We start from the raw sequence: 24,150 nt of genomic DNA on the forward strand, positions 1-24,150 counted from the left end.
GTCCGGCAGCGAAGCAGGGTTACGTCACATGCCCTTGCTGGTGGGTTGGCCGGGGACAGGGCAGACTGTTCGCATGTGTGGACGTTATGTGATGGCCCGTGCGGTGGGAGACCTCCTGGCGCAGTTCGACGCCGAACTTGAGAAGGAAATTGCGCTGGAGAAGTCGTGGAACGTGGCCCCGACTGATGCCGTGCCGATCGTCCTGGAGCGATTGGTTGACGAGGCTCCGAGGCGGCAACTCCACGTCGCGAAATGGGGTTTGGTCCCGTCGTGGGCAAAGGACTCCAAGGGTGGTGCCAGGCTGATCAATGCCCGCAGCGAGACCCTGCTTGAGAAGCCGTCCTTCAGGAAAGCCGCGGTTGCCAGGCGGTGTGCTGTTCCCGCCGATGGCTACTACGAGTGGAAGAAGGGCGAAGGGAAGAACAAGCAGCCCTATTACGTCCACCCCGGAGGCGGCCACGGCTTGGTGTTCGCGGGACTGTATGAGTGGTGGAAGGACCAGAGCCTGCCGGATGACGATCCCGCGCGGTGGCTGTTGTCGATGTCCATCATCACGGCCGACACGCCGACGGCCGAATCTGCGCGGACCAGGCGCAGTGCCTCCGTGTTCGATGAACTGACGGCGCTGCATGACCGTGTTCCGCTGCCCATGGACCCCGAAACCATGGAGGCGTGGCTGAATCCGCGCGAGAAGGACGCTGAGGGGCTGGTGGACATGGTCCGGTCCAGGGCGCACGATGCCGCGGCTGATTGGACCCTTGATGCTGTTGGCGCGGCGGTGGGCAACGTCCGCAACAACTCACCGGAACTGATCGAACCGGTGGAAGGCCTGTTCTAGCTAGAGGGATTCGCTGACGGGAACACCGGATTGGAAGTCCCTGCCATCGGCTTCGCTGAAGGCAGTCATGAGGTGCCCTTTGGCAAGGCCATGGATAGCGGAAACGGGAAAGTTGCCGGTGATGACGTTGCCGTCGTGTTCGACGCCCTTGATGTCGTAGTTTTCCTCGGTGCTCAACGAGTGGTTGAACGAATAGAAGGATATGGCTTCGCCGTTCATGAATTCGATGCCGAGCCTGCGCTGGGATGAGTAGTCTTCGCTGGCGGCGACCAGGCCAACCACGTAGGCGCCGGACCCGGGGATGTTGCCGTCGATTTCGAAACGCGCCACGAGGTTGTCGTCCGTGGCCGTGATGCTGACCTGCTTCAGGAGTGCGTCATGGGTGCTCATGCCACAATCCTGCTCTGTGGACCCGCCCGCGTCCACCCCCCGGGAATCATCCTTCGAGGAGTTGGCGGACGTTCGCTGCGACGGTCGAGTGTGCCATGTCCTGCCCCTGGCGCGCTGTCAACAGGTGCAGGGCAAGCCCGTCGCTGTAATCGGCAACGGCCTCGGCCCGCACCCGTGCATCGGGGACGCCGAGCGCCTCCAGGATCTGCGCCAGTCCGGTCAACATGCGTTCGTGCCCGGCGGAGACCGATTCCGGCCGGTCCAAGGCCAAGGCGAACCTTGCCCGGGTGAGGTCGGCATGTTCCCTCGCCAAGGCCAGCACCGCGCCGGTGAGTTGCTCAGCAAGTTCCGCGATCGACGTCGGAAATTGTCCTTTTGCTTGTTGCTGCAGCAGGCGGGAGTCCAACTCTTCAACACGGTCCAGGGCCGCAGTTACCAGGGCCGCCCGGTTGCGGAAATAGTTGGAGGTGGTCCCGACGGCGGCGCCCGCCTCCGCGTCCACGGCGCGGTGCGTGAGGCCCTTGAGGCCTTTCGCTGCCACGACTGCAAGGGCTGCGTCGGCAAGTTCGGTTCGGCGGTCCGGCATGGAGAAAGCTTAGCCTCAACACCTGTTGCCACTACAAATGTAGTTGTACTGTGGATGCATGGAAAAAGTCGACATCATAGGTGGTGGAATTGCCGGGCTCGCGCTCGCAGCACTCTTGGACCCGGCGAGGTTCGACGTCACCATCCATGAGCAGCGTCCTGAAATCCCTGCCGTAGGGACAACCCTTGCCATGTGGCCGGGCGCCCGCAAGGCCCTGGCCCAACTCGGACTCCTTGAAGCCATCAAAGACCAAGGCGCAATCCTTGAATCCGGAGCGCTCCGGGAACCCTCCGGCCACCCCATGCTCGCCATGGAAGGGGGAGGGCTGGTGGGTGTCACCAGGCCCACGTTGCTGCGGTTGCTGGACTCGGCCGTGCCAACATCTGTCCGCCGCGAAAGGCGCCGCGTGGGTGAACTTCCCGCAGAATCCGGACTCGTGGTTGGTGCCGACGGCGTCCACAGCGTCGTTCGAAGGGCTGTGTGGGGTGCCGGAAGCTCCGCCAAAGCGACGGATTTCCTCGCAGTTAGGGGTGTGGTTCCCGGGCGTCCCTCCCCCGAATCCGTAGGGGAGTACTGGGGGCGTGGGAACATCTTCGGCCTCGCCCCGGCGGAAGGGGGCACCAACTGGTATGCGTCCTTCCGCTCCGACCTTGGCCCCGAACGTGTGGATGTAGCCGAAGCCCTGGAAGTCACCCGGCAGCATTACTCCAGCCACTCACGGGCGGTGCAGGGCGTCCTTGCCCTGGCGACGCCGGACATAAGCCTCGCCCAACGTATTTGGACCGCGCCACCGCTGTCCACCTACAGCCGGGGCAACGTTGTGCTCCTCGGCGACGCCGCCCACGCCATGACGCCCAACCTGGGCCGGGGAGCCTGCGAAACGCTGGTTGATGCAGTCACCCTGGGAAGCCTCCTCAATGCGCTGCCCCGCGAAGAGGCGCTCCGTGAATACAACAAAGAACGCGTCCTTAAAACCCAGCGGCTCCGTCTCGCCTCCTCAATGATGGGCAGGGTGGCCCTTGCGCAAACGATGCAGCCAGTGCGGGACGGGCTTCTCAAGCAAGTGGGAAAGCTCGTTTCCAGCAGGCGGGGCAGGGTAAAAACTCCAGAGTAGGATTTGTGGCTCCCCCGCCGTAAACTGGAATTATTCGAACATATCTTCGAATACAAAAGTGGTACGAGGAGCGTGGAAATGGGGCTGTTCAGCGAGTCAGTCACTGTCACCTGTACAGAAACCGGACAACCCCAGCGCATTCAATGGCAAAGCCGGGACTACTTCGTATGCGCCGAACCTGTCCGGTGGTTCGAACGGCGCCAATGGTGGATAGAGGAAAGCCGCGCGCCCCTGGGTACTGGAGCGGGGCTGGTCGACCACGAAATCTGGCGGGTCCAGCTCCAGGAAGACACCGCAGGGCCAACAGCAAAAACCATCACCCTGGACCTCGTCCGGCATCTGGGAAGCGGCCGATGGCGGCTGCTCCGCATCCACGACGCCGCACCAAGCCAGGCCGTGGAACCAGACGAAGCTGCCTGAACCTTGAGCTTCACACACCTGCACGTCTCCACCGCCTTCAGCGCACATTACGGCGTCTCCTGGCCGGACGAACTCGCCCAAACTGCCGCAGCAGACGGAGCCACAGCGCTCGCCTGCACAGACCGCGACGGACTGTACGGCACCGTCAAACACCTCAAAGCCTGCATGGACGCCGGCATCGACCCCATCGTCGGCGTGGACCTCGCTGTCTTCGACGATGACGGCGACCACCGCACCCAGCTCGCGGGCCGCGTCGTCGTGCTCGCCCACGGAAACACCAACGGAGCCGGCTACCGGGCCCTCTGCCGCCTCGTCTCCGACGCCCATGCCCGCACCTCGGGAAAAGCCGGAGGAGTGGTACCCGTAGCCGTGACCAGGGCAGAGCTGGCCTCAAGGACACTCGACCCCGCAACCCTGAAACCGGTCCTTACCGTCTTGATCGGACCTGACTCCGACGTAGGCCGTGCCATGGGAGGAAGGAAATACCTCCGGCCAAGGACCCTCTTCAAGGAATGGATCGACGCCATGCCGCCCGGCACCATCGTGGCGGAAATCGTCTCCCACCTCAGCCCACCAGGCCAACCCCTCAGCACCGCCCACGCCATCCGTATGCTCAAACTCGCCCTGGAATACAACGTCCCGGCAATTCTCAGCAACGCCGTCCGGTACTGCGCACAGGACGGCGCCGCCACCGCCGATGTCCTGGACGCCGCCAGGTCCCTGAAGTCACTTCCTGAACTCTCGGAAGCCCCGCTGCTGCAACCCACCGGACAAGGTTGGCTCAAGAGCAAAGAACACATGCACCAGCTCGGCAGGGAAATCATGGGAGCCGCAGGGCACAGCGCAGCCGAGCTCAACAAACTCCTGCACAACACCGAAGCGCTCGCAGACAAATGCCGGATGAACCCCGCACTGGACATGGGATGGAAGAAGCCCGTGGTTCCGGAAACCGCCATCATCGGCATCACCCAGGACCCCATGGTGGAACTGACCCAACGCTGCGAAGCAGGAATCACCAGGCGATTTCCCGGGATTGGTGGCAAGGCCTTCGAAACCATGCGCTCGCGCTTGGACCATGAGCTGGAGATCATTGGCGGATTGGGCTTTGCTTCCTATTTCCTGACCGTGGCAGAGGTCTCCAGGATGATCCTTGAGATGGGTGTGCGGGTGGCAGCCCGTGGATCGGGTGCCTCCAGCCTGGTCAATTACCTGATCGACATCAGCCAAGTGGATCCCCTTCGCCACGACCTCATCTTCGAGCGGTTCCTGTCCGGCCGCCGTTCCACGCTGCCGGATATCGACATTGATGTGGAGAGCGCTGAAAGGCATAACGTCTACCGGAAGATCTTTGACCGCTTCGGCGCCGAACGGGTCACCCTCATGAGCATGCAGAACGGATACCGGGCCAGGGGAGCTGTCCGCGACGCAGGGATGGCCCTTGGCATGGACCAAGGCGAGATCGGCGAAATAGCCAAGCAGCTGTGGCGGTTTTCTGCCCGGAAGTTCCGGGAAGCCATGGTGGAGAAACCCGAACTCCGGGAGTTCGCCGAACGGGTGGAATCAGGACGTGGACGGGGGATGCCCGAAGACAACCAGCAACTGGACCTGCTGGTGGACCTTACCGAGCGGTTGGACCGTTTACCACGCCACATCTCCATGCATCCCTGCGGTGTGATCCTGGGGGATGCCACCCTCCTGGACCGGACGCCTGTCCAACCCAGCGGCCTGGGCCTGCCCATGAGCCAGTTCGACAAACACGACATGGATCCCATGGGGATGCTCAAGCTCGATGTCCTTGGCGTCCGCATGCAAAGTGCCATGGCTTTTGCCGTCCGTGAAGTCATCCGGCTCCACCCCGGCAAAGCGGCGGTAGTGGAAGCGGGCAACCACCCTGTCGGGCCGGGGGGAGAGGGGCCGGCCTACATCGCCGAGGACGGCAGGATCGACCTCAACGCCGTGCCTTTCGACGATGAGCCCACCTACGAACTCATCCGCAGTACGCACACCCTGGGCTGCTTCCAGATCGAATCCCCGGGCCAGCGTGAGCTCATCGGCAAGATGGCACCGCGCGAATTCAACGACCTCATCATCGATATCTCCCTGTTCCGGCCGGGACCCATGAAATCGGACATGGTCCGGCCGTTCCTGGAACACCGCCACGGGTTCGCGCCCGAGATCTACCCCCACCCGCACCTGAAACCCGTGCTGCAGGAAACCCATGGCGTCACGGTCTTCCATGAGCAGATCCTGAAGACCTTTGATGTGATGACGGGATGCGGGCTGGCCCGCGCTGACGAATTCCGGCGCGCCCTGGGGGACGAAATCCAGGAACCCGGCGTGGAAACCTACTTCAGGAAACACGCCATCGGGAAGTATCCGCCGGACGTCGTGGACAGGGTCTGGGGAACCCTCAAGGCCTTTGGCAGTTTCGGTTTCTGCAAAGCACACGGCGCCGCCTTCGCTGTGCCCACTTACCAGTCGGCCTGGTTGAAGGCGCACCATCCCGAGGCTTTCCTGGCCGGGCTGTGGGAACACGATCCCGGGATGTATCCCAAGCGCCTGCTGGTTGCCGAGGCGCGCAGGCTGGGCATTCCCATCCTCCCGTTGGACATCAACCGGAGCCAGGCTGAGTACCGCGTGGAACGGATCCAGGAAGGCGCGGACGCCGGCAAGCTGGGCATCCGTCTCAGCCTGACCGGAATTTATGGATTGTCCGGGGCTGAACTCAAGAGGATCGTAGCCGGACAACCCTTCGACTCCCTCGCCGACCTACGGGCGCGGGCAAGGGTCAGCAAGCCCAACATCAAAAGGCTTGCCCAGTTGGGTGCATTCGACCATCTCCACAAGGATTCGGGCAGCACAGCGAACCGTGCCGACCTGGTGCAGCACCTCCAGTCCCTGCAGGCGGCTCCCGCCAGGAAAACCGTGGAAGTCATGGACGGCCAGCTGTCCTTGCCGATCGGAGACGTGGAACTACGCAACCTGGTTCCGGAACACCCTGAACCTTCAACCGTGGATAGGGTGCGTGCTGAACTGGACCTGATGGCGGTGGACGTCAGCGAGCACCTCATGGAAAGCCACAGGCCCTTGCTGGACAAGCTGGGAGTTACCACGGCGGACAAGCTGCTGGGCCTCCGGAACGGATCCGAAGTCCTGGTGGCCGGGGTGCGGGTTGCTACCCAAACCCCGCCCATGCGGGGTGGGCGAAGGGTGGTCTTCATCAGCATCGACGACGGCACGGGGTGCGTGGACAGCGTCTTCTTCCACGAAGCCCAGGAAGAATCGGGTCCGCTCTTGTTCGGCACCAGGCTCTTGCTGATCCGGGGGACAACGCGGAGGACGGGGCCCAAGGGTATCAGCCTCAGTGCCAGCAAAGCCTGGGACCTCAGCCGTCCCGAAACGTTGCCGTACCCGGAAATCCTGCCTGCCGGCGTCGTTATTCCGCCCGAATTGGTGCACGCAGGTCCCCTGGACGGCATCAGCCGGAACCTTGCCATCACGGGGCTGGGGAGCTGATCCGCAGCCAAATCCTGGCCCGGCGCGCTGCTTTGGCCGCCTCCATGCGTTGCGGATACGATTGACGGTGGCTGGCTGTGGTCCCCGTACGCCACAAGCTATGAAGCCTTCACTATGAATAGGAGACACCCGTGTCAGATGCCCAACAGATCACCCTCATCGTCGATGGCGAAGAGACCAAGGTGACGGAGGGGACTACCGGCGCGGAACTCTTCTTCGAGCGCCGCGATGTTGTTGTTGCCCGTGTTGACGGTGTCCTCAAGGACCTTGACCAGCCCCTCGCGGACGGTGCGAACATCGAGGGCGTCACCATCGAATCGCCGGACGGACTCAATGTCCTCCGCCACTCCACGGCGCACGTCATGGCACAAGCCGTGCAGCAGCTGCGCCCTGACGCCAAGCTTGGCATTGGTCCTTACATCACCGACGGTTTCTACTTCGACTTCGACGTCGCAGAGCCTTTCACTCCGGAAGACCTGCGCCAGCTGGAAAAGATGATGCAGAAGATCATCAACCAGAACCAGAAGTTCGTCCGACGCGTCGTTAGCGAAGAAGAAGCCCGCGAAGCCATGGCCAACGAGCCCTACAAGCTCGAACTGCTGGGCAAGAAGAACGATGCCGCAGACTCCGCCGAAGGAGTCAACGTGGAGGTCGGCGCCGGCGACATCACCATTTACGACAATGTGGACCGCAAGAGCGGTGACAGTGTTTGGTGCGACCTTTGCCGCGGCCCCCACCTGCCCAACACCAAGATCATTTCCAACGCCTTTGCGTTGACCCGTTCGTCCTCCGCCTACTGGCTGGGCAACCAGAACAACCAGCAGCTCCAGCGGATCTATGGAACGGCCTGGCCCACCAAGGAAGCCCTCAAGGCGTACCAGGAACGCATCGCCGAGGCCGAGCGCCGCGACCACCGCAAGCTGGGTGTTGAGCTGGACCTGTTCTCCTTCCCGGACGAACTCGGTTCGGGCCTTCCGGTCTTCCACCCCAAGGGCGGCATCATCCGCAAGGCCATGGAGGACTACTCCCGCCAGCGCCACGTGGACGCGGGCTACGAGTTCGTCTACACGCCGCACATCACCAAGGGACACCTCTACGAAGTTTCCGGCCACCTTGACTGGTACAAGGACGGCATGTTCCCTGCGATGCAGATCGACGCCGAACTCAACGAGGACGGCAGCGTACGCAAGCCGGCGCAGGACTACTACCTGAAGCCGATGAACTGCCCCATGCACAACCTGATCTTCCGCTCGCGTGGACGCTCGTACCGCGAACTGCCGCTCCGGTTGTTCGAATTCGGTTCCGTGTACCGCTATGAGAAGTCGGGTGTGGTCCACGGACTCACCCGCGTGCGGGGCATGACTCAGGACGATGCCCACATCTACTGCACCCGTGAGCAGATGAAGGACGAGCTGACCACCACGCTGAACTTCGTGCTGGGCCTCCTCAAGGACTACGGCTTGGACGACTTCTACCTGGAACTCTCCACCAAGAACGAGGAAAAGTTCGTCGGCGACGACGCCACCTGGGAAGAAGCCACCCGCACCTTGGCCGAGGTAGCTGAAGCTTCGGGCCTGGAACTGGTTCCGGATCCGGGTGGAGCTGCGTTCTACGGCCCCAAGATCTCCGTGCAGGCCAAGGATGCCTTGGGCCGGACCTGGCAGATGTCCACCATCCAGCTGGACTTCAACCTGCCCGAGCGTTTCGAGCTTGAATACCAGGCCGCAGACGGCACCCGCCAGCGTCCCGTGATGATCCACCGCGCCCTCTTCGGTTCAGTGGAACGCTTCATGGGCGTCCTGACGGAGCACTACGCCGGCGCCTTCCCGGCCTGGCTCGCTCCCGTGCAGGTGGTTGGCATTCCGGTGGCCGAGGCGTTCAACGACTACATGTTCGACGTCGTTGACCAGCTGAAGGCGGCGGGCATCCGCGCCGAAGTGGATATCTCCTCGGACCGCTTCCCCAAGAAGATCCGTACGGCCAGCAAGGACAAGATTCCCTTCGTCCTGATCGCGGGCGGGGAAGACGCTGAGGCCGGTGCTGTCTCCTTCCGCTTCCGCGATGGCAGCCAGGACAACGGCGTGCCCGTGGCTGAGGCGGTCCGCAGGATCGTTGACGCCGTCAAGAACCGCGAGAACTGACGGAACGGACAGGAAACGGTGCAGGAGAACACAGGCGCTGGAGCTGATTATCCGGGCGACGCCGAGGTAACCGATGACTTCGGCCTGGCTGGTGTCCCGGACGCCTTCCAGCGCCTGTGGACTCCGCACCGCATGGCCTACATTAAGGGCGGGCAGGACCAGTTCAAGAACAAGGACGACTGCCCGTTCTGTGTGGGGCCATCGCACACCGACGAAGAGTCGCTCATCGTCCACCGTGGCAGGACCTGCTACGTGGTGCTCAACCTTTTCCCCTACAACCCCGGCCACTTGTTGATCTGCCCCTACCGCCACGTGCCGGACTACACCGACATCACCGTGGAAGAGACGGCGGAATTCGCGGACCTCACCCAGACCGCCATGCGCGTGTTGCGGAAGGTCTCCAACCCCAGCGGCTTCAACCTCGGCATGAACCAAGGTGTCACCGGCGGCGCTGGAATTGCCGCGCACCTGCACCAGCACGTGGTTCCGCGCTGGGGCGGGGACGGGAACTTCTTCCCCATCATTGCCCAGACCAAGGCCATTACCCAGACACTGGACGAGGTCCGGAAACTGGTGGCCGAAGCCTGGCCGGGGGAGTCGAATGCTTAACCGGCATGCGCGCGGCTTCTTTACCTCCCTTTTCACCCCGGTTGCCCGCTGGCTCCTTAAGATGGGCGTTTCACCGGACGCGGTAACGATTGTTGGCACCGCCGGAGTCATCCTGGGTGGCCTGGTCCTGTATCCGCTCGGGTACCTCTGGTGGGGTTCGGTGGTAGTTGCCATCTTTGCTTTTTCCGACGTGGTGGACGGGATCATGGCCCGGCTTCAGGGCCGGAGCGGTGGCTGGGGCAATTTCCTCGATTCCACCCTCGATCGGCTGGCCGACGGCGCGATCTTCGCGGGCATCACCATCTGGTTCTTCACGAAGGGCTCCGACCCTGCCATTGCCACGGCCGCAGTGGTTTGCCTGGTCCTGGGCATGGTGGTTTCCTATGCCCGGGCAAAGGCCGAGTCCTTGGGGTACCACGCCAGCGTAGGCCTGGCTGAGCGGGCTGAGAGGTTGGCCTCCGTTCTGCTCGTGACTGGACTGACAGGGCTTGGGCTGCCACCTGTGGTTCTGTTCGCAACACTCGTCCTGCTTGCTATTGCGAGCATCATCACCATCGTCCAAAGGATGGCCACGGTCCACCGCCAAGCCCTGTCGGAGGCCAAGGGAACTGGCATCTGACCAGAGTCCGGGCGGACGGATTGTGCAGGTGTCCTGCCGGACCCGGCTAAATGGGGATTCAGGGCAGTAATACAAGTACAGCCACCCCATCCACTGCGACTAGTATTACTAGTACTTGGTCACCTTGACCTGAACTCCGGTGTGCGCTGAATGCGGTCCTGTGCTGTGCGTGCCGCCGGTCAAAAGGTCGTTTATCTACCCATAGGGGTTTTTGTGTCTACTCCAGATGTAAGCAACGAAGCCGGTTCGTCCGCGAACAGCGTCACGGGCAGCAGCCGTGTGAAGCGGGGCATGGCGGAGATGCTCAAGGGCGGCGTCATCATGGACGTCGTTAACGTCGAGCAGGCCCGCATCGCCGAAGATGCCGGTGCTGTTGCCGTCATGGCGCTTGAGCGCGTCCCTGCCGATATCCGCGCCCAGGGCGGTGTGTCCCGGATGTCCGATCCGGACATGATCGATCAGATCATCGCCGCAGTCTCCATCCCGGTGATGGCCAAAGCCCGCATCGGCCACTTCGTCGAAGCCCAGGTCCTGCAATCCCTCGGTGTGGACTACATTGACGAGTCCGAGGTCCTGACCCCGGCGGACTACATCAACCACATCGATAAGTGGAACTTCACTGTGCCGTTCGTTTGTGGTGCCACCAACCTCGGGGAGGCGCTGCGCCGCATCAACGAGGGCGCGGCGATGATCCGCTCCAAGGGCGAAGCCGGCACCGGTGATGTCTCCAACGCGACCGGGCACATGCGCAAGATCCGTGCCGAGATCGCCAAGCTCTCCTCCCTGCCCGAGGACGAACTGTACGTCGCTGCGAAGGAACTGCAGGCCCCGTACGAGCTGGTCAAGGAGATCGCTGCGACGGGCAAGCTTCCGGTGGTGCTGTTCACCGCCGGTGGCATCGCGACCCCGGCTGATGCTGCGATGATGATGCAGCTCGGCGCTGACGGCGTGTTCGTCGGGTCCGGGATCTTCAAGTCCGGCAACCCCGCCCAGCGCGCGGCCGCCGTCGTGAAGGCCACCACCTTCCACGACGACCCCGACGTCATCGCCAAGGTCTCCCGCGGCCTGGGCGAAGCCATGGTCGGCATCAACGTCGACGAAATCCCCGAGCCGCACCGCCTCGCCGAGCGCGGCTGGTAAAAGCAGCTCATCGACGCCGGCCGGTCACCTCCAGAGGTGACCGGCCGGCGTCGTTGTTTAATCCAGCCCCCGGCGCTTCAGCAGCGGTTCCAGTTCTGCGTCGCGGCCGCGGAAGGCACGGAAGGATTCCAGCGGGTCCCTGCTGTTGCCGCGGGACAAGAGTTCGGACCTGAAAACGTCACCGTTGGCTCGGGTGAGGCCACCGTTTTCCTTGAACCATTCCACCGTGTCGGCGTCCAGGATCTCGCTCCAGATGTAGGAGTAGTAGCCAGCCGCATAGCCCGCGCCCGCGAAGATGTGCTGGAAATAGCCGCTGCGGTACCGCGGCGGAATCAAGGGATGCGCCACTCCGGCCTCGGCCAGGGCCTTTGCTTCGAAGGCAAGAACGTCCTCCGGCACATCCGCCTCCGAGAGGACGTGCCAGGCTACGTCGAGCAACGCCGCGCCAAGATACTCGGTGGTTGCGAAGCCTTCGCCCCACAGCGCGGAGTCCTTGAGCTTCCGGACGATCTCTGCCGGCAAAGCTTCGCCGGTCTGGTGGTGGCGGGCGTAGTTTGCCAGGACTTCCGGCCACATGATCCACATTTCATTGACCTGGGACGGGTACTCCACGAAGTCCCTTGGGACCGATGTTCCGGAGAACCGCGGATACGTGACGTCGGAGAACAGCCCGTGCAGCGCGTGCCCGAATTCGTGGAACACCGTCCGGACCTCGTCCAGGGTAAGGAATGCAGGTTCGCCGGGCGCCGGTTTGGTGATGTTGAGGTTGTTGATCACCACAGCCTGCGTGCCCAGAAGGCTGGACTGTTCCACCAGGGAGTTCATCCACGCGCCGCCCCGTTTTGTCGCCCGGGTGAAGTAGTCGCCCAGGAAGAGACCCAGGCTGCTGCCGTCTTCGTTGCGGACTTCCCAGACGCGCACGTCGGGGTGGTAACCGTCCAGGTCCGGCCTTTCGTCGAAGGTGATGCCGTAAAGGGCGGTTGCAGCATGAAAGACGCCTCTGGAAAGAACCGAATCCAAGGTGAAGTAGGGGCGGATGGCTTGCTCGTCCACCTGGTACTTTTCCTTGCGCACACGGGCCGAGTAGAAAGTCCAGTCCCACGGCTTCAGTTCATGCCCGGCCAGCTCAGTCAAGGCAGTCGCTTCCGCTTGGGCATTCCGCACGGCTGCCGGTGCCAATCGCCCCATCATGGCCTGGACCGCTTCGAACGAGGGAGCGGTTTGTTGGTCGATCACCAGTTCGGCATAGTTGGCAAAGCCCAGGAGGCGTGCCTTCTCGGCGCGCAGACGCACGGTGGGGAGGATGAGGTCGCGCACATCCAGGGAATCATCTGATGTGCCGCGGGCCAGGGATGCTTCAAAGAGCCGACGGCGGACGGTGCGGTTTTCGAGGGACGCCAGGGCGGGCTGGTTGCTGGGCTGGATGAGCGTGAGAAGGTACTTGCCCTCGTGGCCTGCTGCCGCCGCTGCCTCGGCAGCGCCGGCAATGTCTCCGGGTGGCAAACAAGCAAGGTCGGCGACGTCGTCCAGGAGCAGGGCGGCGGACTTCATGGCTTCCTTGGTCCGCTGGCCGAACCCTGTGCCCAGTCGGGAGAGCTCGGCGTTGATCTCCTTCAGCCGGTCCTGTGCTGTGGCGTTCAATTGGATGCCTGACTGGCGGAACTCCTTGAGGTATTCCTCCACCAAGCGCGCCGCTTCTGTGTCCAGTCCAGTCACGTCCACTGCCTCGAACCGTTCATGGAGGCTCCGGTTGAGGTACACGGCATCCTGGTGGGCGGAGAGTTTGGGGGAGAGCTCGGTTTCGAGATCCCGGATGGCATCGGTGGCATCGGCGGACACCAATGTGAAGAAGGCGGCAGAGGCCCGGTTGAGCAGTTGGCCGGAGCGTTCCATGGCAAGGACCGTGTTTTCGAACGTTGCCGGCTCCGGATTGTCTACGATCGCGGCAATTTCCTGGAGGTGTTGGTCGAGTCCGGCTTCCACGGCCTCCGCGTAGTGTTGGATGGTGATTTCGCCAAAACGTGGCAATCCGAAGGGAAGCGGGCTCGGGCTGAGAAGGGGATTCGGGCTGGTCATGAAGTGACTCTTTCATTTGAAGTTCGTGTCCTCAAGGGTGCCGCGCCCGATTGGTGGCAGCTGCGGCCGTAGGATGACCGGTATGGGGAAAGTCACATGGACCGCTCGCGCCTCCGTCCCAAAGCTGGCGTGGCTGCTGACAGCCGGCGCCCTCCTCGCCGCGCTCAGCGGTTGCGGGGTCATCGCCGAGAATGACTCCAGGAACACGAGCAGTGCGCCGGAGCCACCCGTCACGGCCACACCGAGCCCCAGGCCAACGCCCGTCCCCACCCACGGCAAGGGGCCGGAATGCCCCACCCTTCGCTGCACCTCCGTCACGGTCACGGGCGACATGCTGGTCCACACCCAGCTCTGGCAGCAGGCACGGGCAGACGCCGCGGCCGCCGGCCAGCCCGGTTACACCTTTGTTCCACTCCTTGAAGGGCAACGGAAATATGTAGCCGCCAGCGATCTCGCCATCTGCCACCAGGAGACTCCCGTGGCCAACCCGGAAGGCCCGTTCTCGGCGTACCCGTCCTTCAACGTGCCACCCCAGATCATCGCCGCGTCCAAGGACATCGGCTACCAGGCGTGCACCACGGCCAGCAACCACACCATCGACCGCGGCACGGATGGCCTGCTCCGTACCCTGGATGCCTTTGATGCCGCCGGCCTGAAGCACACGGGTTCCTACCGAACGGAGGCGGCGTCCAAGGAAATCCTCATGCTCAAGACGCCGGCGGCAACCATTGCCGTGATTGCCGGGACGTACGGCCACAACGGCCAGATACCGGAGTACCCCTGGTTGGTGGACGAACTGGACCCAGCCGTCATGATCGCCAAAGCCACCCAGGCACGGGCCCAAGGGGCGGACATTGTCCTGGGAGTCATGCACGCGGGCGACGAGTACGCGAGTGAGCCCAATGCCCAGCAGCAGGAGGTGGCCCATGCGCTGGTGGACAGCGGACAGTTCACCATGGTCTACGGCCATCACACCCATTCGGTGCTGCCCATTGAAAACTACAAGGGCACCTGGATCGTCTACGGACTGGGCAACGGTATTACGGAATTGTCGCCGTGGTACGTGGTCAACAACGAGGGCCTGCTGGTGCGCGCCCAGTTCAGTCAGAACGACGCCGGCGCATGGAGTGTCTCGGACCTCGCCTGGGCGCCATCCGTGATTGTCCGCGATCCCTACCGCTGGTGTTCCGTGGCCAGTGACGCTCCACAGGGTGTCTGCGCCTCACCAGTGGCAGACGCGGAGACGCATCAGCGAACGCAAGCGGTGGTGGAGTCCATGGGCGCGGCAGCGGCCGGCGCCCACGAACTCCTCATCACCAAGGAGAAGTAGCCGCTACCGGGGCCGGCGTGCGGCGTGTTCGCGCGCGAGGCGGGCGTAGTCGTCGTCGGGCGTTCCCGGAACAAAACTGCCGAACTTCCGTTCCGCGGCTGTCTTGATCAGGAAGTCCGCAATCGCCGGGTTCTTCGGCAGCAGCGAGCCGTGCAGGTAGCTGGCCACCACGTTGCGGTAGCGGGCGCCCTCATGGCCGTCCTTGCTGTTGTTGCCGGCGCCTTTCGTCACGGTGCCCAACGGCTCGACGCCGGGACCCAGCGTGGTCTGTCCGCTGTGGTTCTCGTAGCCGAGGACTTCGCCGAACTCCGCGGATTTCAGGGCGACGTTGCCGATCAGCCGCTCGTTGGTTCCGTGTGTTTCGACGTCCAGGATGCCGATGCCGGGAATGACCGGGCCGGCGCTGGTTTTGAAGAACTTTCCGAACAGTTGGTACAGGCCGCAGATCACCAGCATGGGGGCGCCGTCGTCAGCCAGTCCCCGCAGGACGTCAGCCCGTGCCTGGAGGTCGTCCTGGATGACCACCTGGCCGCTGTCCTGGCCTCCGCCGCCCACAACGATGTCGATGTCCTCCGGGAAGTCATCGCCCACGTTGTACTCCAAGAGTTCCGGCGTGTAGCCGTGCCACTTGATGCGCTGCTGGAGTACCAGGGCGTTTCCCCAGTCCCCGTAGATGTTCATTTCCTTGGGGTACAGCTGCAGGACCCGCAGTGTTCCCTTGCCCGGCTGGTTTTCCAGGGATGGGCTGGTTTCCGACGTCATGAGACCACCTCAACAATGGTGATTTTGGCCAGTTCGCGGCGGATGGCGAGCATGGCGGTGTAAGTGCAGAAGATGCGCTTGGGCTTGCCGCGCGATCCGTCGATGAACGTCCGCAGCGCGGCCGTGATGTCGGTTTCGACGGCGCCGAAAGGCACCTCGTCGTACTGCAGGCGCAGGGCCATGTCGTAGGCCCGGACACCGGTGAGGACTTCCACGCCGTTCCCGCGCAAGGATTCGAACTCCACGTCCCAGAGCCAGGACATGTCCCTGCCGTCGGCGTAGTTGTCATTGATCGCGATCATGGTGGCGTACCCGCCCGCAGGGAACGACTTGAGCCCGAGGCGGAAACCGCTGGGGTTCTTCACCAACACCAGTTCCAAGGGCTGGCCGTCCACCGTGAGGCTTTCGCCACGGCCGAAGGCGGGAGCCACCTCGCCGAGGGCCTTGACAAGCTTCGGGGTGTCCACTTCGCCCGCGCCAAGGATGGCCCGGGCAAGGGACAGCGCCGCGGCGGCGTTGAAAATGTTGTACACGCCGCGAAGCTTCATCTGTGTGGTGACGGTCCCGCCGTCGAACTCAAAGTCAGCGTCGTTGGCGCCCACCCGGCGGAGTACGACGTCGGCCGCCGGGGCGGCGGGAGCGTCACCTGCGGCTGACGTCCCCGGGGACGTGGTGCCGGTGGCGGTCCGCATGTCGTCATCGTTAGGGAACGTGCTGCGGAGCGATTCGTCGAGGCCGAAATAGCGGATGGCCGGGTGGAGTACGGCGTCGGGGCTGTGGATGGCATTGGCGATGCGGGCCACGCGTGGGTCTTCGCGGTTCAGGACAACTGTATCCGTGGTCTTGAGGGCGATGTGTTCCAAGAGCCGGGCGGTCTTGTCGATTTCGCCGAAGCGGTCCAACTGGTCACGGAGGACATTGAGAAGGAGGCTGAACCGCGGCGAGACCTTGTTCACGAAGTGGACAGCATGTGCCTCGTCCAGTTCCAGAACGGCCACATCGGCGTCGAGTTTTCCGCGCCAATCGACGTCGCCCAGCAGCGACGCCGCCACGCCACGGGTGAAGTTGCTGCCCGTGCGGTTGGTGAAGACCTTCAGGCCCTGGCTTTCAAGGAGTTCCACCACCATCTTGGTGGTGGTTGTCTTGCCGTTGGTCCCACTGACCACGGCTACGCCGTGCGGCAAGGAAGCCAAGGTCCGCTGCATGAAACCGGGGTCGATTTTCTCGACCACCAGGCCCGGAAATGCTGAGCCTCCGCCGCGGAGCCGGGACAGTCCACGGACCACTTTGCCGAGGGGGACGCTGAAGGAAAACATGCTCTGTAATATATCCCAGTTGGTGCATGGAGCCCGGTCCCGAGGCGTGGTCCCGGTGTCCGGGCCACTATGATGGTCGAATGACCAATTCCCTTTCCGACGCTTCATCACGCGTGGGTGCAGGACTCCGGATCGGTGTACTGGCTCTCCAAGGCGACTTCCGCGAACACATCCATGCCGTCGAGGCCGCAGGGGCCACCGGCATCGGCGTCCGCAGGCCGGCAGAACTGGACGACATCGACGGCCTCATCATTCCGGGCGGTGAGTCCACGGCGATCGACAAACTCGCGAGGATCTTCGAGGTGGCGGACCCGTTGCGCAAGCGCATCGCCGATGGCCTGCCCGTTTACGGTTCCTGCGCAGGAATGATCCTGCTGGCCAACGAAATTGCCGACCCCGCCACGGACCTTGAGGGCAACCCGCAGCAGACCTTCGGGGGCCTGGACATCACCGTGCGCCGCAATGCCTTTGGCAGGCAGCGCGAATCGTTCGAGACGGACCTCGACTTCAAGGGGCTCGACTTCAGCGCAGGGGTGTCCGGCGTCGATCCCGTCCACGCCGTCTTCATCCGAGGACCGTGGGTGGAACGCGTGGGTCCGGACGTCGAAGTACTGGCCCAAGTGGACCCCGACCATGCAAGCCACACAGCTACTTTGCATGGATTGGCTAGAATTGTTGCAGTGCGCTCCGGCCACCTGTTGGCAACCTCCTTCCATCCGGAAGTGACGGGCGAGAAGCGCGTGCATGAACTCTTTATTCGAATGATCAGAGGAGAAGCGTAAAGCATGTCAGGCCACTCCAAATGGGCGACCACCAAGCACAAGAAAGCCGTCATTGACGCACGGCGTGCAAAGTCGTTCGCCAAGCTGATCAAAAACATCGAAGTTGCTGCCCGCATGGGTGGACCGGACCTCGCCGGCAACCCCGGCCTGGAACTTGCCGTTACCAAGGCGAAGAAGACCTCCGTCCCCAACGACAACATCGACCGCGCCATCAAGCGCGGTGCCGGCCTCACCGGTGAAGTGGTTGACTACACCGAGATCATGTACGAGGCACGCGGACCGCAGGGTTCTGCCGTGCTCATCGAATGTCTGACCGACAACAAGAACCGCGCTGCTTCCGAGGTCCGGCTCGCGATCTCCCGCAACGGCGGCACCATTGCCGACCCCGGATCCGTCAGCTACCTCTTCACCCGCAAGGGCGTGGTGGTCCTGCCGAAGAACGGCCTCAGCGAAGACGACATCCTCATGGCCGTCCTCGAAGCAGGCGCCGAAGAGGTCAAGGACAGCGGCGAGAACTGGGAAATCCACTCCGAGCCCTCGGACCTCCAGGCCATCCGTGATGCCTTGAAGGACGCCGGGATCGATTACGACTCGGACGAAGCCGAGTTTGTCCCGTCCATGCAGGTGGACCTGGACATCGACGGCGCCAAGAAGTTCATGAAGCTGGTTGACGCGCTCGAAGACCTGGACGATGTCCAGAACGTCTACAGCAATGCCGACTTCAGCGAGGAAGTGCAGGCAGCCCTCGACGCCGACTAGGCCGGGGCAACGCAACACATCCACCACTGACAGGAAGGCCCGGACTTGACTCTTCGCGTATTGGGAGTCGATCCGGGCCTTACCCGTTGCGGAATCGGCGTGGTGGACATCGAGCGGAACCGACGGGCAACCATGGTGGCCGTGGGCGTTGTAGGAACCTCCGCCGAACTGACGCTCGACCGGCGTTTGCTGGTGATCGCCCAGGCTATCGATGAGTGGCTGGACCTGCATGAACCCGATGTGGTGGCCGTGGAGCGGGTGTTCTCACAGATGAACGTCAGCACGGTCATGGGCGTGGCGCAGGCGTCCGGCGTGGTCATTGCTGCCGCAGCCAGGCGGGACATTCCGGTGGCCCTGCATACGCCGTCGGAAGTGAAAGCAGCCGTCACCGGCAGTGGCAGCGCCAACAAAGAAGCCGTGACGAAGCTGGTCACCAAGATCCTTCGCTTGGATGCCCCACCCAAGCCCGCCGACGCGGCCGATGCTTTGGCCCTTGCGCTGACCCATGCCTGGCGCGCAGGTGGCGCCACGGGAACTGCTTCTGCCAAGGGCCAGTCTTCCTTGACTCCTGCACAGCGGGCGTGGGCGGAAGCCGAAGCCAAGGCGCGGCGTGGTCGGTGAAAGCCGGCGGCGCTTGCTAGGCTATTCGTAGATATGTTCGGATAATTACAGGAGCCGGGTCTTGATCAGTTTTCTTCGTGGAACGGTTGCCCACGTTGGCTTGTCCACCGCAGTGATCGACCTCAACGGTGCCGGCATGAGCGTCTACGCCACGCCCCAGACGTTGAGCCACCTCAGGGTGGGCGATGAAGCCAAGCTCTTCACGTCCATGATCGTCAGGGAGGACTCCCTGACCCTGTTCGGATTCGCTGACGAAAACGAACGTGAGGTTTTCGATGTCCTCCTGGGCGTCAGCGGCATCGGTCCCCGGCTGGCGCTGGCTGTGCTGGCCGTCCACGAGCCCGAAGCCATTCGGGTAGCCGCCCACACCGGTGACACCAAGGCCTTCACCAAGGTGCCGGGCATCGGTCCCAAGGTTGCCGGCCGCCTGGTCCTGGAGTTGGCTGGGAAGCTCGTCCCGCACGGAACGGGAACGTCAAGCACCCCCGCCGTGCAGGTGAGTGCCGAATGGAAGCCCCAGGTGGTTGCTGCCATGACCAGCCTGGGATGGTCCGAGAAGGACGCCACGGGAAGCATCGACAAGGCCATGGCCGATTCGCCCGAATTGGTGGACTCCGGCAACGTTGCCCAGATCCTCCGGGCCACGCTGCGTTGGCTGGGGCAGGACGGTGCCCGCGCCGGCAACCGCGTAGGCAGCCGTGGCTGAGCAATCCCTCGTAGCCGGGGGAGAGGAGCCGGAGGAGCGGGTCATTGAAGCCGCGCTCCGGCCCAAGAACCTGCACGATTTCGTGGGCCAGCACCGGGTCCGCAAGCAGTTGTCGCTGGTGCTGGAAGCCTCCCGCATGCGTGGCAGGAGCGCGGACCACGTGCTGCTCTCCGGCCCTCCGGGCCTCGGCAAAACCACCTTGGCCATGATCATTGCCGCGGAAATGAACGCGCCCCTTCGCATCAGCAGCGGCCCGGCCATCCAGCACGCCGGTGACCTTGCGGCCATCCTCTCCTCGCTGTCCGCGGGAGAAGTGTTGTTCCTCGACGAAATCCACCGCATGTCCCGGCCTGCCGAGGAGATGCTTTATATGGCCATGGAAGACTTCCGTGTGGACATCGTGGTGGGCAAGGGAGCGGGGGCCACTGCCATCCCCTTGGAACTGCCGCCTTTCACCCTGGTGGGTGCCACTACCCGTGCGGGCCTGCTGCCCGGTCCGCTCCGCGACCGCTTTGGCTTTACCGGACACCTGGAGTTCTACTCGGTGCCCGAGCTTGAGCTGGTCCTGAGACGTTCGGCCGGCTTGCTGGATTTGAAGGTCAATTCTGCCGGGTTCACCGAGATTGCCGGGCGGTCCCGCGGAACGCCCCGTATTGCCAACCGCCTGCTCCGGCGTGTCCGGGACTGGGCGCTGGTACACGGTATTGAGCAGATCGACGCCCGCTCGGCCGCGGCGGCCTTGGACATGTACGAGGTAGACGCTCGGGGCCTGGACCGGTTGGACCGTGCAGTCCTGGAAGCCCTGATCACCAAATTCAACGGTGGTCCCGTGGGGTTGTCCACGCTGGCCATCGCCGTCGGGGAAGAGCCTGAGACGGTGGAAACTGTTGCCGAGCCGTACCTGGTCAGGGAAGGGCTGATGGGCCGTACGCCGCGTGGCCGCATCGCCATGGCAGCGGCCTGGACGCACTTGGGATACGCAGTGCCTGCCGGGGTGTTCGGCCAGGAACAGCTTGCACTGTTTGACGAGGACGAAAACAACGCTGAGAGCGTAGACACCCTCGGTTAACACGCCCCGTTCAGAATTTCCCTCTAGACTGGTATGACGCTCGGCACAGGACGTTGCCGTGAACAAAACGTAAGTACAGAACGGAACTTCCCTGTGGATCCAATGACCATATTGCTGTTCGTCATGCTTGGCCTCTTTGTCTTCATGATGTTCCGCCGCAACAAGAAGACCCAGCAGCAGCAGGCTGAGATGCAGTCGAAGTTTGCGCCGGGTGTTGACGTCATGACCAGCTTTGGCCTGTTTGGCCGCATCGTGTCCATTGACGAGGCCGAGAACAAGGTTGTCATCGAGCTTTCCCCGGGCAACGAGGCCACGGTCCACCGCCAGGCTGTCACCAAGGTGGTGGAGAAGCCCGAAGAGGAAGCTCCGGTTGTGCCGGACGACGCTTCTTCCCTCACTGTCGCCGAGACTGACGGCCCGGCCGCAACTGAGACGCCCGAGGAAACCATCGCGCGCCTCAACAAAGAGGACAAGAAGGACAACTAGCACTGTCAGTCGCGGTAACACCGCGCACGTTTACTTCTAAGGCAGCGGAAAGCCGCCGGCGGACGCTTACCCGCGTCGGCCGGCGGCTGTCCGGCGATAACAGGAAGATCGATTAATGGCACGGACCGGCCCCAAAAACTCAGCCCGCAGGGTGCTGACCTGGCTTGGAGCAATTTTCGTTGTATTGACCGCCGTCCTCGGTGGCGGGGTCCTGACTGGCCACGCCAGCTGGGCTCCCAAACTCGCCTTGGACCTTGAGGGTGGAACCCAGATGATCCTGGCGCCCAAGGTGGAGGGTGCCAGCGATATCAATGAGGAGCAACTCAACCAGGCTGTCGCGATCATCCGCCAGCGCGTTGATGGCTCCGGTGTTGCCGAGGCGGAAATCAGCACGCAGTCAGGCCGCAATGTGGTGGTCAGCCTGCCAGGTACGCCGTCCAAGGAAACCCGCGACCTCATCCAGGCCTCGGCGGACATGAACTTCCGCCCCGTCATCACCTACGGCGATCCTGCTGCGGTCCCCGCCGAATCCCGTACTCCGGACGACCAGCTGAACAAGCCCACCGCTGAGCCCACCAACGCCAGCGATCCGAACTGGATCACCCCCGAAGTCCAGAAGGAATTCGAGGCGCTGGACTGCGTCAATCCTTCAACGGAGAAGCGCGACCGCTCAGATCCCGCGAAGCCGCTGGTGACGTGCGAGGCTGCAACGGACAAGACGCCGGCCATCAAGTACATCCTGGGGCCGGTGGAGGTCAAGGGCCAGGACATCGCCGATTCCACGTTCTCCCAGGTCCAGGGTGCACAGGGAACGGTGACCAACTCCTGGGGCGTGAACATCGTCTTCAACGGTGACGCCACGGAGAAGTTCAAGCAGGTTACCGAACGCCTCAACCAGTACTACGTTGCCGCGCAGGCCCAAGGCAGTGACGACCCCAAGGCACAGTTCGCCATTGTCCTGGACGACAAAGTCATCTCCGCTCCCCGTGCCCTGGCCGTCATCACCGATGGCCGTCCGCAGATCACCGGAAACTTCACCCAGGCCACAGCCAAGGCCCTCTCCGACCAGCTCCGTTACGGTGCCCTGCCCATCAGCTTCGAGATCCAGTCACAGGAACAGATCTCAGCCACCCTCGGTGGTGACCAGCTTCGCCTGGGCCTGCTGGCTGGCCTGATTGGCCTTGCCCTGGTTGTTGTCTACTCGCTGTTCCAGTACCGCGCCCTCGGCCTGGTGACCGTGGCATCGCTGGTCGTGGCAGGTGCGCTGACCTACCTGGCCATCGCCATCCTGGGCTGGACCGAGAACTACCGTCTCTCCCTGGCCGGCGTGGCCGGTCTGATCGTGGCCATCGGCCAGACGGCTGACTCCTTCATCGTCTACTTCGAACGAATCCGCGACGAGCTCCGTGAAGGCCGCGGCCTGGTCTCCGCCGTCGAGAACGGTTGGAAGCGCGCCAAGCGCACCGTCCTGGCATCAAAGGCCGTCAACCTCCTTGCCGCCTTGGTCCTCTACTTCGTGGCCGTCGGCAACGTCCGTGGCTTCGCCTTTACCTTGGGCCTCACGGCCGTGGCCGACCTCATTGTGGTCTTCATGTTCACCCACCCCACGCTGCAGGCCTTGGCGCGTACCAAGTTCTTCGGGGAAGGGCACCGCTTCTCGGGCCTGTCTCCTGACCGCCTGGGCGCAGTACCCCTGTACCGTGGCGCAGGCCGTCTCCGGACGCCTGCCGACAAGCCGGCCAACGTCCGCGCCCGGAATGCGGGTGCCGCAGCCGAAGCTGAACGCCGTATGACCATCGCCGAACGGCGCCTTGCCGAAAAGGGCCAGCTCACCGGCACCTCGAACGGCACCAAGGAGGAGAAGTAATGAAGACGAGCTTCGCGACCTTCGGCTATGAGCTCTATACCGGCAAACGTTCGTACAACTTTGTCGATTCCAAGAAGATCTGGTTCGCCATCGCGGCTGTCGCAGTGGTCCTTTCGATCCTGATTCCCGTCCTCAAGGGCGGCTTCAACCTCGGCATCGAGTTCCGCGGTGGTTCGGAGTTCACGGTATCCAATGTGAAGACCACCGACGCCGCACTGGGTGAGAAGGCCGTCCACGACGTCGTCGCGGGCGCCGTCCCGCGCGTGGCGAATGTCGCCGGCAACACCATGCGCATCCAGACGGACCAGTTGACTGACGACGAAACCAACCGCATCAAGGATGGCCTCACCAGCGCCTACGGCGTGACCGAGAACGAGGTCACCTCCAACTTCGTTGGTCCCACCTGGGGCCAGGACGTCACCCGGCAGGCACTGATCGGCCTGGTGGTCTTCGTGGGACTTGCTGCCGTCCTCATGGCCCTGTACTTCAGGACCTGGAAGATGTCCCTGTCCGCGCTGGTGGGCATGCTCGTCACCATGTTCACCACAGCGGGCGTGTACGCCCTGAGCGATTTCGAAGTGACGCCGTCGGCCATCATCGGCTTCCTGACCGTCCTTAGCTACTCGCTGTATGACACGGTGGTGGTCTTCGACAAGATCCGCGAGAACACCTCGGACATTGCGACGTCTTCCCGCCGGACTTTCGCCGAAGAGGTCAACCTCGCCGTCAACCAAACCCTGGTACGTTCCATCAACACCATGATGGTGGCCGTTCTGCCGGTTGCTGCGATCCTGTTCATCGGTGCCGGGCTTCTCGGCGCGGGTACCCTGCGGGACCTTTCGTTGGCCCTGTTCGTGGGCATCCTGATCGGAACCGCCGCCACGATCTTTATTGCTGCGCCGCTGTATGCCTGGCTGCGCCAAGGCGAGCCGGAACTCGTCAAGCAAGCCAAGAAGGTCTCCCACCGGCGGACCGAGGCCGCTGTTCCCAGCGCCTAGGAACT

General features: G+C 63.3%; 22 protein-coding genes. 17 read left to right on the forward strand and 5 right to left on the reverse strand.

The genetic code is table 11. The features are described from left to right. Window positions 1-91: 91 nt before the first annotated feature. A complete protein-coding gene (locus ACH488_RS00565) occupies window positions 92-838 on the forward strand; it encodes an SOS response-associated peptidase (RefSeq protein WP_397321943.1) in 747 nt (248 codons plus the stop codon). Here the strand turns inward: ACH488_RS00565 and ACH488_RS00570 are convergent, their stop codons facing one another. Next, the gene (locus tag ACH488_RS00570) at window positions 839-1,228 is read right to left on the reverse strand and encodes a hypothetical protein (protein WP_397321605.1); all 390 of its coding nucleotides are present in this window, start codon (window positions 1,226-1,228) and stop codon (window positions 839-841) included. A gap of 46 nt (window positions 1,229-1,274) precedes the next feature. Next, a complete protein-coding gene (locus ACH488_RS00575; RefSeq protein ID WP_397321606.1) occupies window positions 1,275-1,814 on the reverse strand; it encodes a TetR/AcrR family transcriptional regulator in 540 nt (179 codons plus the stop codon). 58 nt (window positions 1,815-1,872) lie between these two features. Between ACH488_RS00575 and ACH488_RS00580 the strand changes: the two genes are divergently transcribed. The 7 genes from ACH488_RS00580 to pdxS all read left to right on the forward strand — a co-directional run bounded on the left by ACH488_RS00580 (window position 1,873) and on the right by pdxS (window position 11,373). Continuing rightward, window positions 1,873-2,928, forward strand: coding sequence for an FAD-dependent monooxygenase (locus ACH488_RS00580; RefSeq protein WP_397321607.1), 1,056 nt, complete (start codon window positions 1,873-1,875; stop codon window positions 2,926-2,928). 78 nt (window positions 2,929-3,006) lie between these two features. Next, a complete protein-coding gene (locus tag ACH488_RS00585) occupies window positions 3,007-3,348 on the forward strand; it encodes a DUF6504 family protein (RefSeq protein ID WP_397321608.1) in 342 nt (113 codons plus the stop codon). A gap of 3 nt (window positions 3,349-3,351) precedes the next feature. Beyond that, on the forward strand, window positions 3,352-6,864 hold the full coding sequence (locus ACH488_RS00590; RefSeq protein ID WP_397321609.1) for a DNA polymerase III subunit alpha: 3,513 nt from the start codon (window positions 3,352-3,354) through the stop codon (window positions 6,862-6,864). 131 nt (window positions 6,865-6,995) lie between these two features. Then, window positions 6,996-9,005 carry a threonine--tRNA ligase gene (gene thrS / locus ACH488_RS00595; protein WP_397321610.1) on the forward strand — a complete coding sequence of 670 codons (2,010 nt, stop codon included), beginning with the start codon at window positions 6,996-6,998 and terminating at the stop codon, window positions 9,003-9,005. A gap of 18 nt (window positions 9,006-9,023) precedes the next feature. Further along, window positions 9,024-9,614, forward strand: coding sequence for an HIT family protein (locus ACH488_RS00600; protein WP_397321611.1), 591 nt, complete (start codon window positions 9,024-9,026; stop codon window positions 9,612-9,614). After that, on the forward strand, window positions 9,607-10,233 hold the full coding sequence (pgsA, locus tag ACH488_RS00605) for a phosphatidylinositol phosphate synthase (protein ID WP_397321612.1): 627 nt from the start codon (window positions 9,607-9,609) through the stop codon (window positions 10,231-10,233). Before ACH488_RS00600 ends, pgsA begins: the two co-directional genes overlap by 8 nt. 213 nt (window positions 10,234-10,446) lie before the next feature. After that, on the forward strand, window positions 10,447-11,373 hold the full coding sequence (gene pdxS / locus ACH488_RS00610; protein ID WP_397321613.1) for a pyridoxal 5'-phosphate synthase lyase subunit PdxS: 927 nt from the start codon (window positions 10,447-10,449) through the stop codon (window positions 11,371-11,373). 57 nt (window positions 11,374-11,430) lie between these two features. Here pdxS and ACH488_RS00615 read toward each other — a convergent pair whose 3' ends face one another. Further along, window positions 11,431-13,449 (reverse strand): M3 family metallopeptidase, encoded by a 2,019-nt coding sequence (locus ACH488_RS00615; RefSeq protein ID WP_397321614.1) that lies wholly within the window; start codon window positions 13,447-13,449, stop codon window positions 11,431-11,433. Between the two features lie 73 nt (window positions 13,450-13,522). On the opposite strand from ACH488_RS00615, the gene ACH488_RS00620 reads away from it, so the two are divergent. Then, window positions 13,523-14,779, forward strand: a complete 1,257-nt coding sequence (locus ACH488_RS00620; protein WP_397321615.1) for a CapA family protein — start codon at window positions 13,523-13,525, stop codon at window positions 14,777-14,779. Between the two features lie 3 nt (window positions 14,780-14,782). Here ACH488_RS00620 and ACH488_RS00625 read toward each other — a convergent pair whose 3' ends face one another. Beyond that, window positions 14,783-15,541, reverse strand: coding sequence for a type 1 glutamine amidotransferase (locus tag ACH488_RS00625; RefSeq protein WP_397321616.1), 759 nt, complete (start codon window positions 15,539-15,541; stop codon window positions 14,783-14,785). Beyond that, entirely contained in the window at window positions 15,538-16,857 is a 1,320-nt protein-coding gene (locus ACH488_RS00630; RefSeq protein WP_397321617.1) for a MurT ligase domain-containing protein, read from the reverse strand. The genes ACH488_RS00625 and ACH488_RS00630 overlap by 4 nt, the downstream gene beginning before the upstream one ends. An 80-nt stretch (window positions 16,858-16,937) precedes the next feature. On the opposite strand from ACH488_RS00630, the gene pdxT reads away from it, so the two are divergent. From pdxT to secF, 8 genes are all read left to right on the forward strand, one after another. Beyond that, the gene (gene pdxT / locus ACH488_RS00635) at window positions 16,938-17,639 is read left to right on the forward strand and encodes a pyridoxal 5'-phosphate synthase glutaminase subunit PdxT (RefSeq protein WP_397321618.1); all 702 of its coding nucleotides are present in this window, start codon (window positions 16,938-16,940) and stop codon (window positions 17,637-17,639) included. Between the two features lie 3 nt (window positions 17,640-17,642). Then, window positions 17,643-18,398: a YebC/PmpR family DNA-binding transcriptional regulator gene (locus ACH488_RS00640; protein ID WP_397321619.1), complete on the forward strand. Its 756-nt coding sequence runs from the start codon at window positions 17,643-17,645 to the stop codon at window positions 18,396-18,398. A 45-nt stretch (window positions 18,399-18,443) separates the two neighbouring features. After that, the gene (gene ruvC, locus ACH488_RS00645; RefSeq protein WP_397321620.1) at window positions 18,444-19,019 is read left to right on the forward strand and encodes a crossover junction endodeoxyribonuclease RuvC; all 576 of its coding nucleotides are present in this window, start codon (window positions 18,444-18,446) and stop codon (window positions 19,017-19,019) included. A 61-nt stretch (window positions 19,020-19,080) separates the two neighbouring features. Beyond that, window positions 19,081-19,725 carry a Holliday junction branch migration protein RuvA gene (gene ruvA / locus ACH488_RS00650; RefSeq protein WP_397321621.1) on the forward strand — a complete coding sequence of 215 codons (645 nt, stop codon included), beginning with the start codon at window positions 19,081-19,083 and terminating at the stop codon, window positions 19,723-19,725. Continuing rightward, a complete protein-coding gene (gene ruvB / locus ACH488_RS00655; protein WP_397321622.1) occupies window positions 19,718-20,794 on the forward strand; it encodes a Holliday junction branch migration DNA helicase RuvB in 1,077 nt (358 codons plus the stop codon). The genes ruvA and ruvB overlap by 8 nt, the downstream gene beginning before the upstream one ends. Before the next feature lie 102 nt (window positions 20,795-20,896). Next, entirely contained in the window at window positions 20,897-21,280 is a 384-nt protein-coding gene (gene yajC / locus ACH488_RS00660; RefSeq protein WP_397321623.1) for a preprotein translocase subunit YajC, read from the forward strand. Between the two features lie 115 nt (window positions 21,281-21,395). Continuing rightward, window positions 21,396-23,147 carry a protein translocase subunit SecD gene (gene secD / locus ACH488_RS00665; RefSeq protein WP_397321624.1) on the forward strand — a complete coding sequence of 584 codons (1,752 nt, stop codon included), beginning with the start codon at window positions 21,396-21,398 and terminating at the stop codon, window positions 23,145-23,147. After that, window positions 23,147-24,145 carry a protein translocase subunit SecF gene (gene secF, locus ACH488_RS00670; protein ID WP_397321625.1) on the forward strand — a complete coding sequence of 333 codons (999 nt, stop codon included), beginning with the start codon at window positions 23,147-23,149 and terminating at the stop codon, window positions 24,143-24,145. Before secD ends, secF begins: the two co-directional genes overlap by 1 nt. Window positions 24,146-24,150 lie beyond the last annotated feature (5 nt).

It is taken from the genome of Paenarthrobacter sp. NPDC018779 (assembly GCF_044391085.1).
GTDB lineage: Bacteria > Actinomycetota > Actinomycetes > Actinomycetales > Micrococcaceae > Arthrobacter.

Coding starts and splice junctions, on each gene's coding strand:
- ACH488_RS00620 (WP_397321615.1), top strand. CDS start 13,523: ATGACCGGTATGGGGAAAGTCACATGGACCGCTCGCGCCTCCGTCCCA.
- secF (WP_397321625.1), top strand. CDS start 23,147: ATGAAGACGAGCTTCGCGACCTTCGGCTATGAGCTCTATACCGGCAAA.
- ACH488_RS00570 (WP_397321605.1), bottom strand. CDS start 1,228: ATGAGCACCCATGACGCACTCCTGAAGCAGGTCAGCATCACGGCCACG.
- ACH488_RS00565 (WP_397321943.1), top strand. CDS start 92: ATGGCCCGTGCGGTGGGAGACCTCCTGGCGCAGTTCGACGCCGAACTT.
- ACH488_RS00585 (WP_397321608.1), top strand. CDS start 3,007: ATGGGGCTGTTCAGCGAGTCAGTCACTGTCACCTGTACAGAAACCGGA.
- ACH488_RS00615 (WP_397321614.1), bottom strand. CDS start 13,449: ATGACCAGCCCGAATCCCCTTCTCAGCCCGAGCCCGCTTCCCTTCGGA.
- ACH488_RS00630 (WP_397321617.1), bottom strand. CDS start 16,857: ATGTTTTCCTTCAGCGTCCCCCTCGGCAAAGTGGTCCGTGGACTGTCC.
- pdxT (WP_397321618.1), top strand. CDS start 16,938: ATGACCAATTCCCTTTCCGACGCTTCATCACGCGTGGGTGCAGGACTC.
- secD (WP_397321624.1), top strand. CDS start 21,396: ATGGCACGGACCGGCCCCAAAAACTCAGCCCGCAGGGTGCTGACCTGG.
- yajC (WP_397321623.1), top strand. CDS start 20,897: ATGACCATATTGCTGTTCGTCATGCTTGGCCTCTTTGTCTTCATGATG.
- ACH488_RS00625 (WP_397321616.1), bottom strand. CDS start 15,541: ATGACGTCGGAAACCAGCCCATCCCTGGAAAACCAGCCGGGCAAGGGA.
- ACH488_RS00640 (WP_397321619.1), top strand. CDS start 17,643: ATGTCAGGCCACTCCAAATGGGCGACCACCAAGCACAAGAAAGCCGTC.
- ACH488_RS00580 (WP_397321607.1), top strand. CDS start 1,873: ATGGAAAAAGTCGACATCATAGGTGGTGGAATTGCCGGGCTCGCGCTC.
- ACH488_RS00575 (WP_397321606.1), bottom strand. CDS start 1,814: ATGCCGGACCGCCGAACCGAACTTGCCGACGCAGCCCTTGCAGTCGTG.
- pgsA (WP_397321612.1), top strand. CDS start 9,607: ATGCTTAACCGGCATGCGCGCGGCTTCTTTACCTCCCTTTTCACCCCG.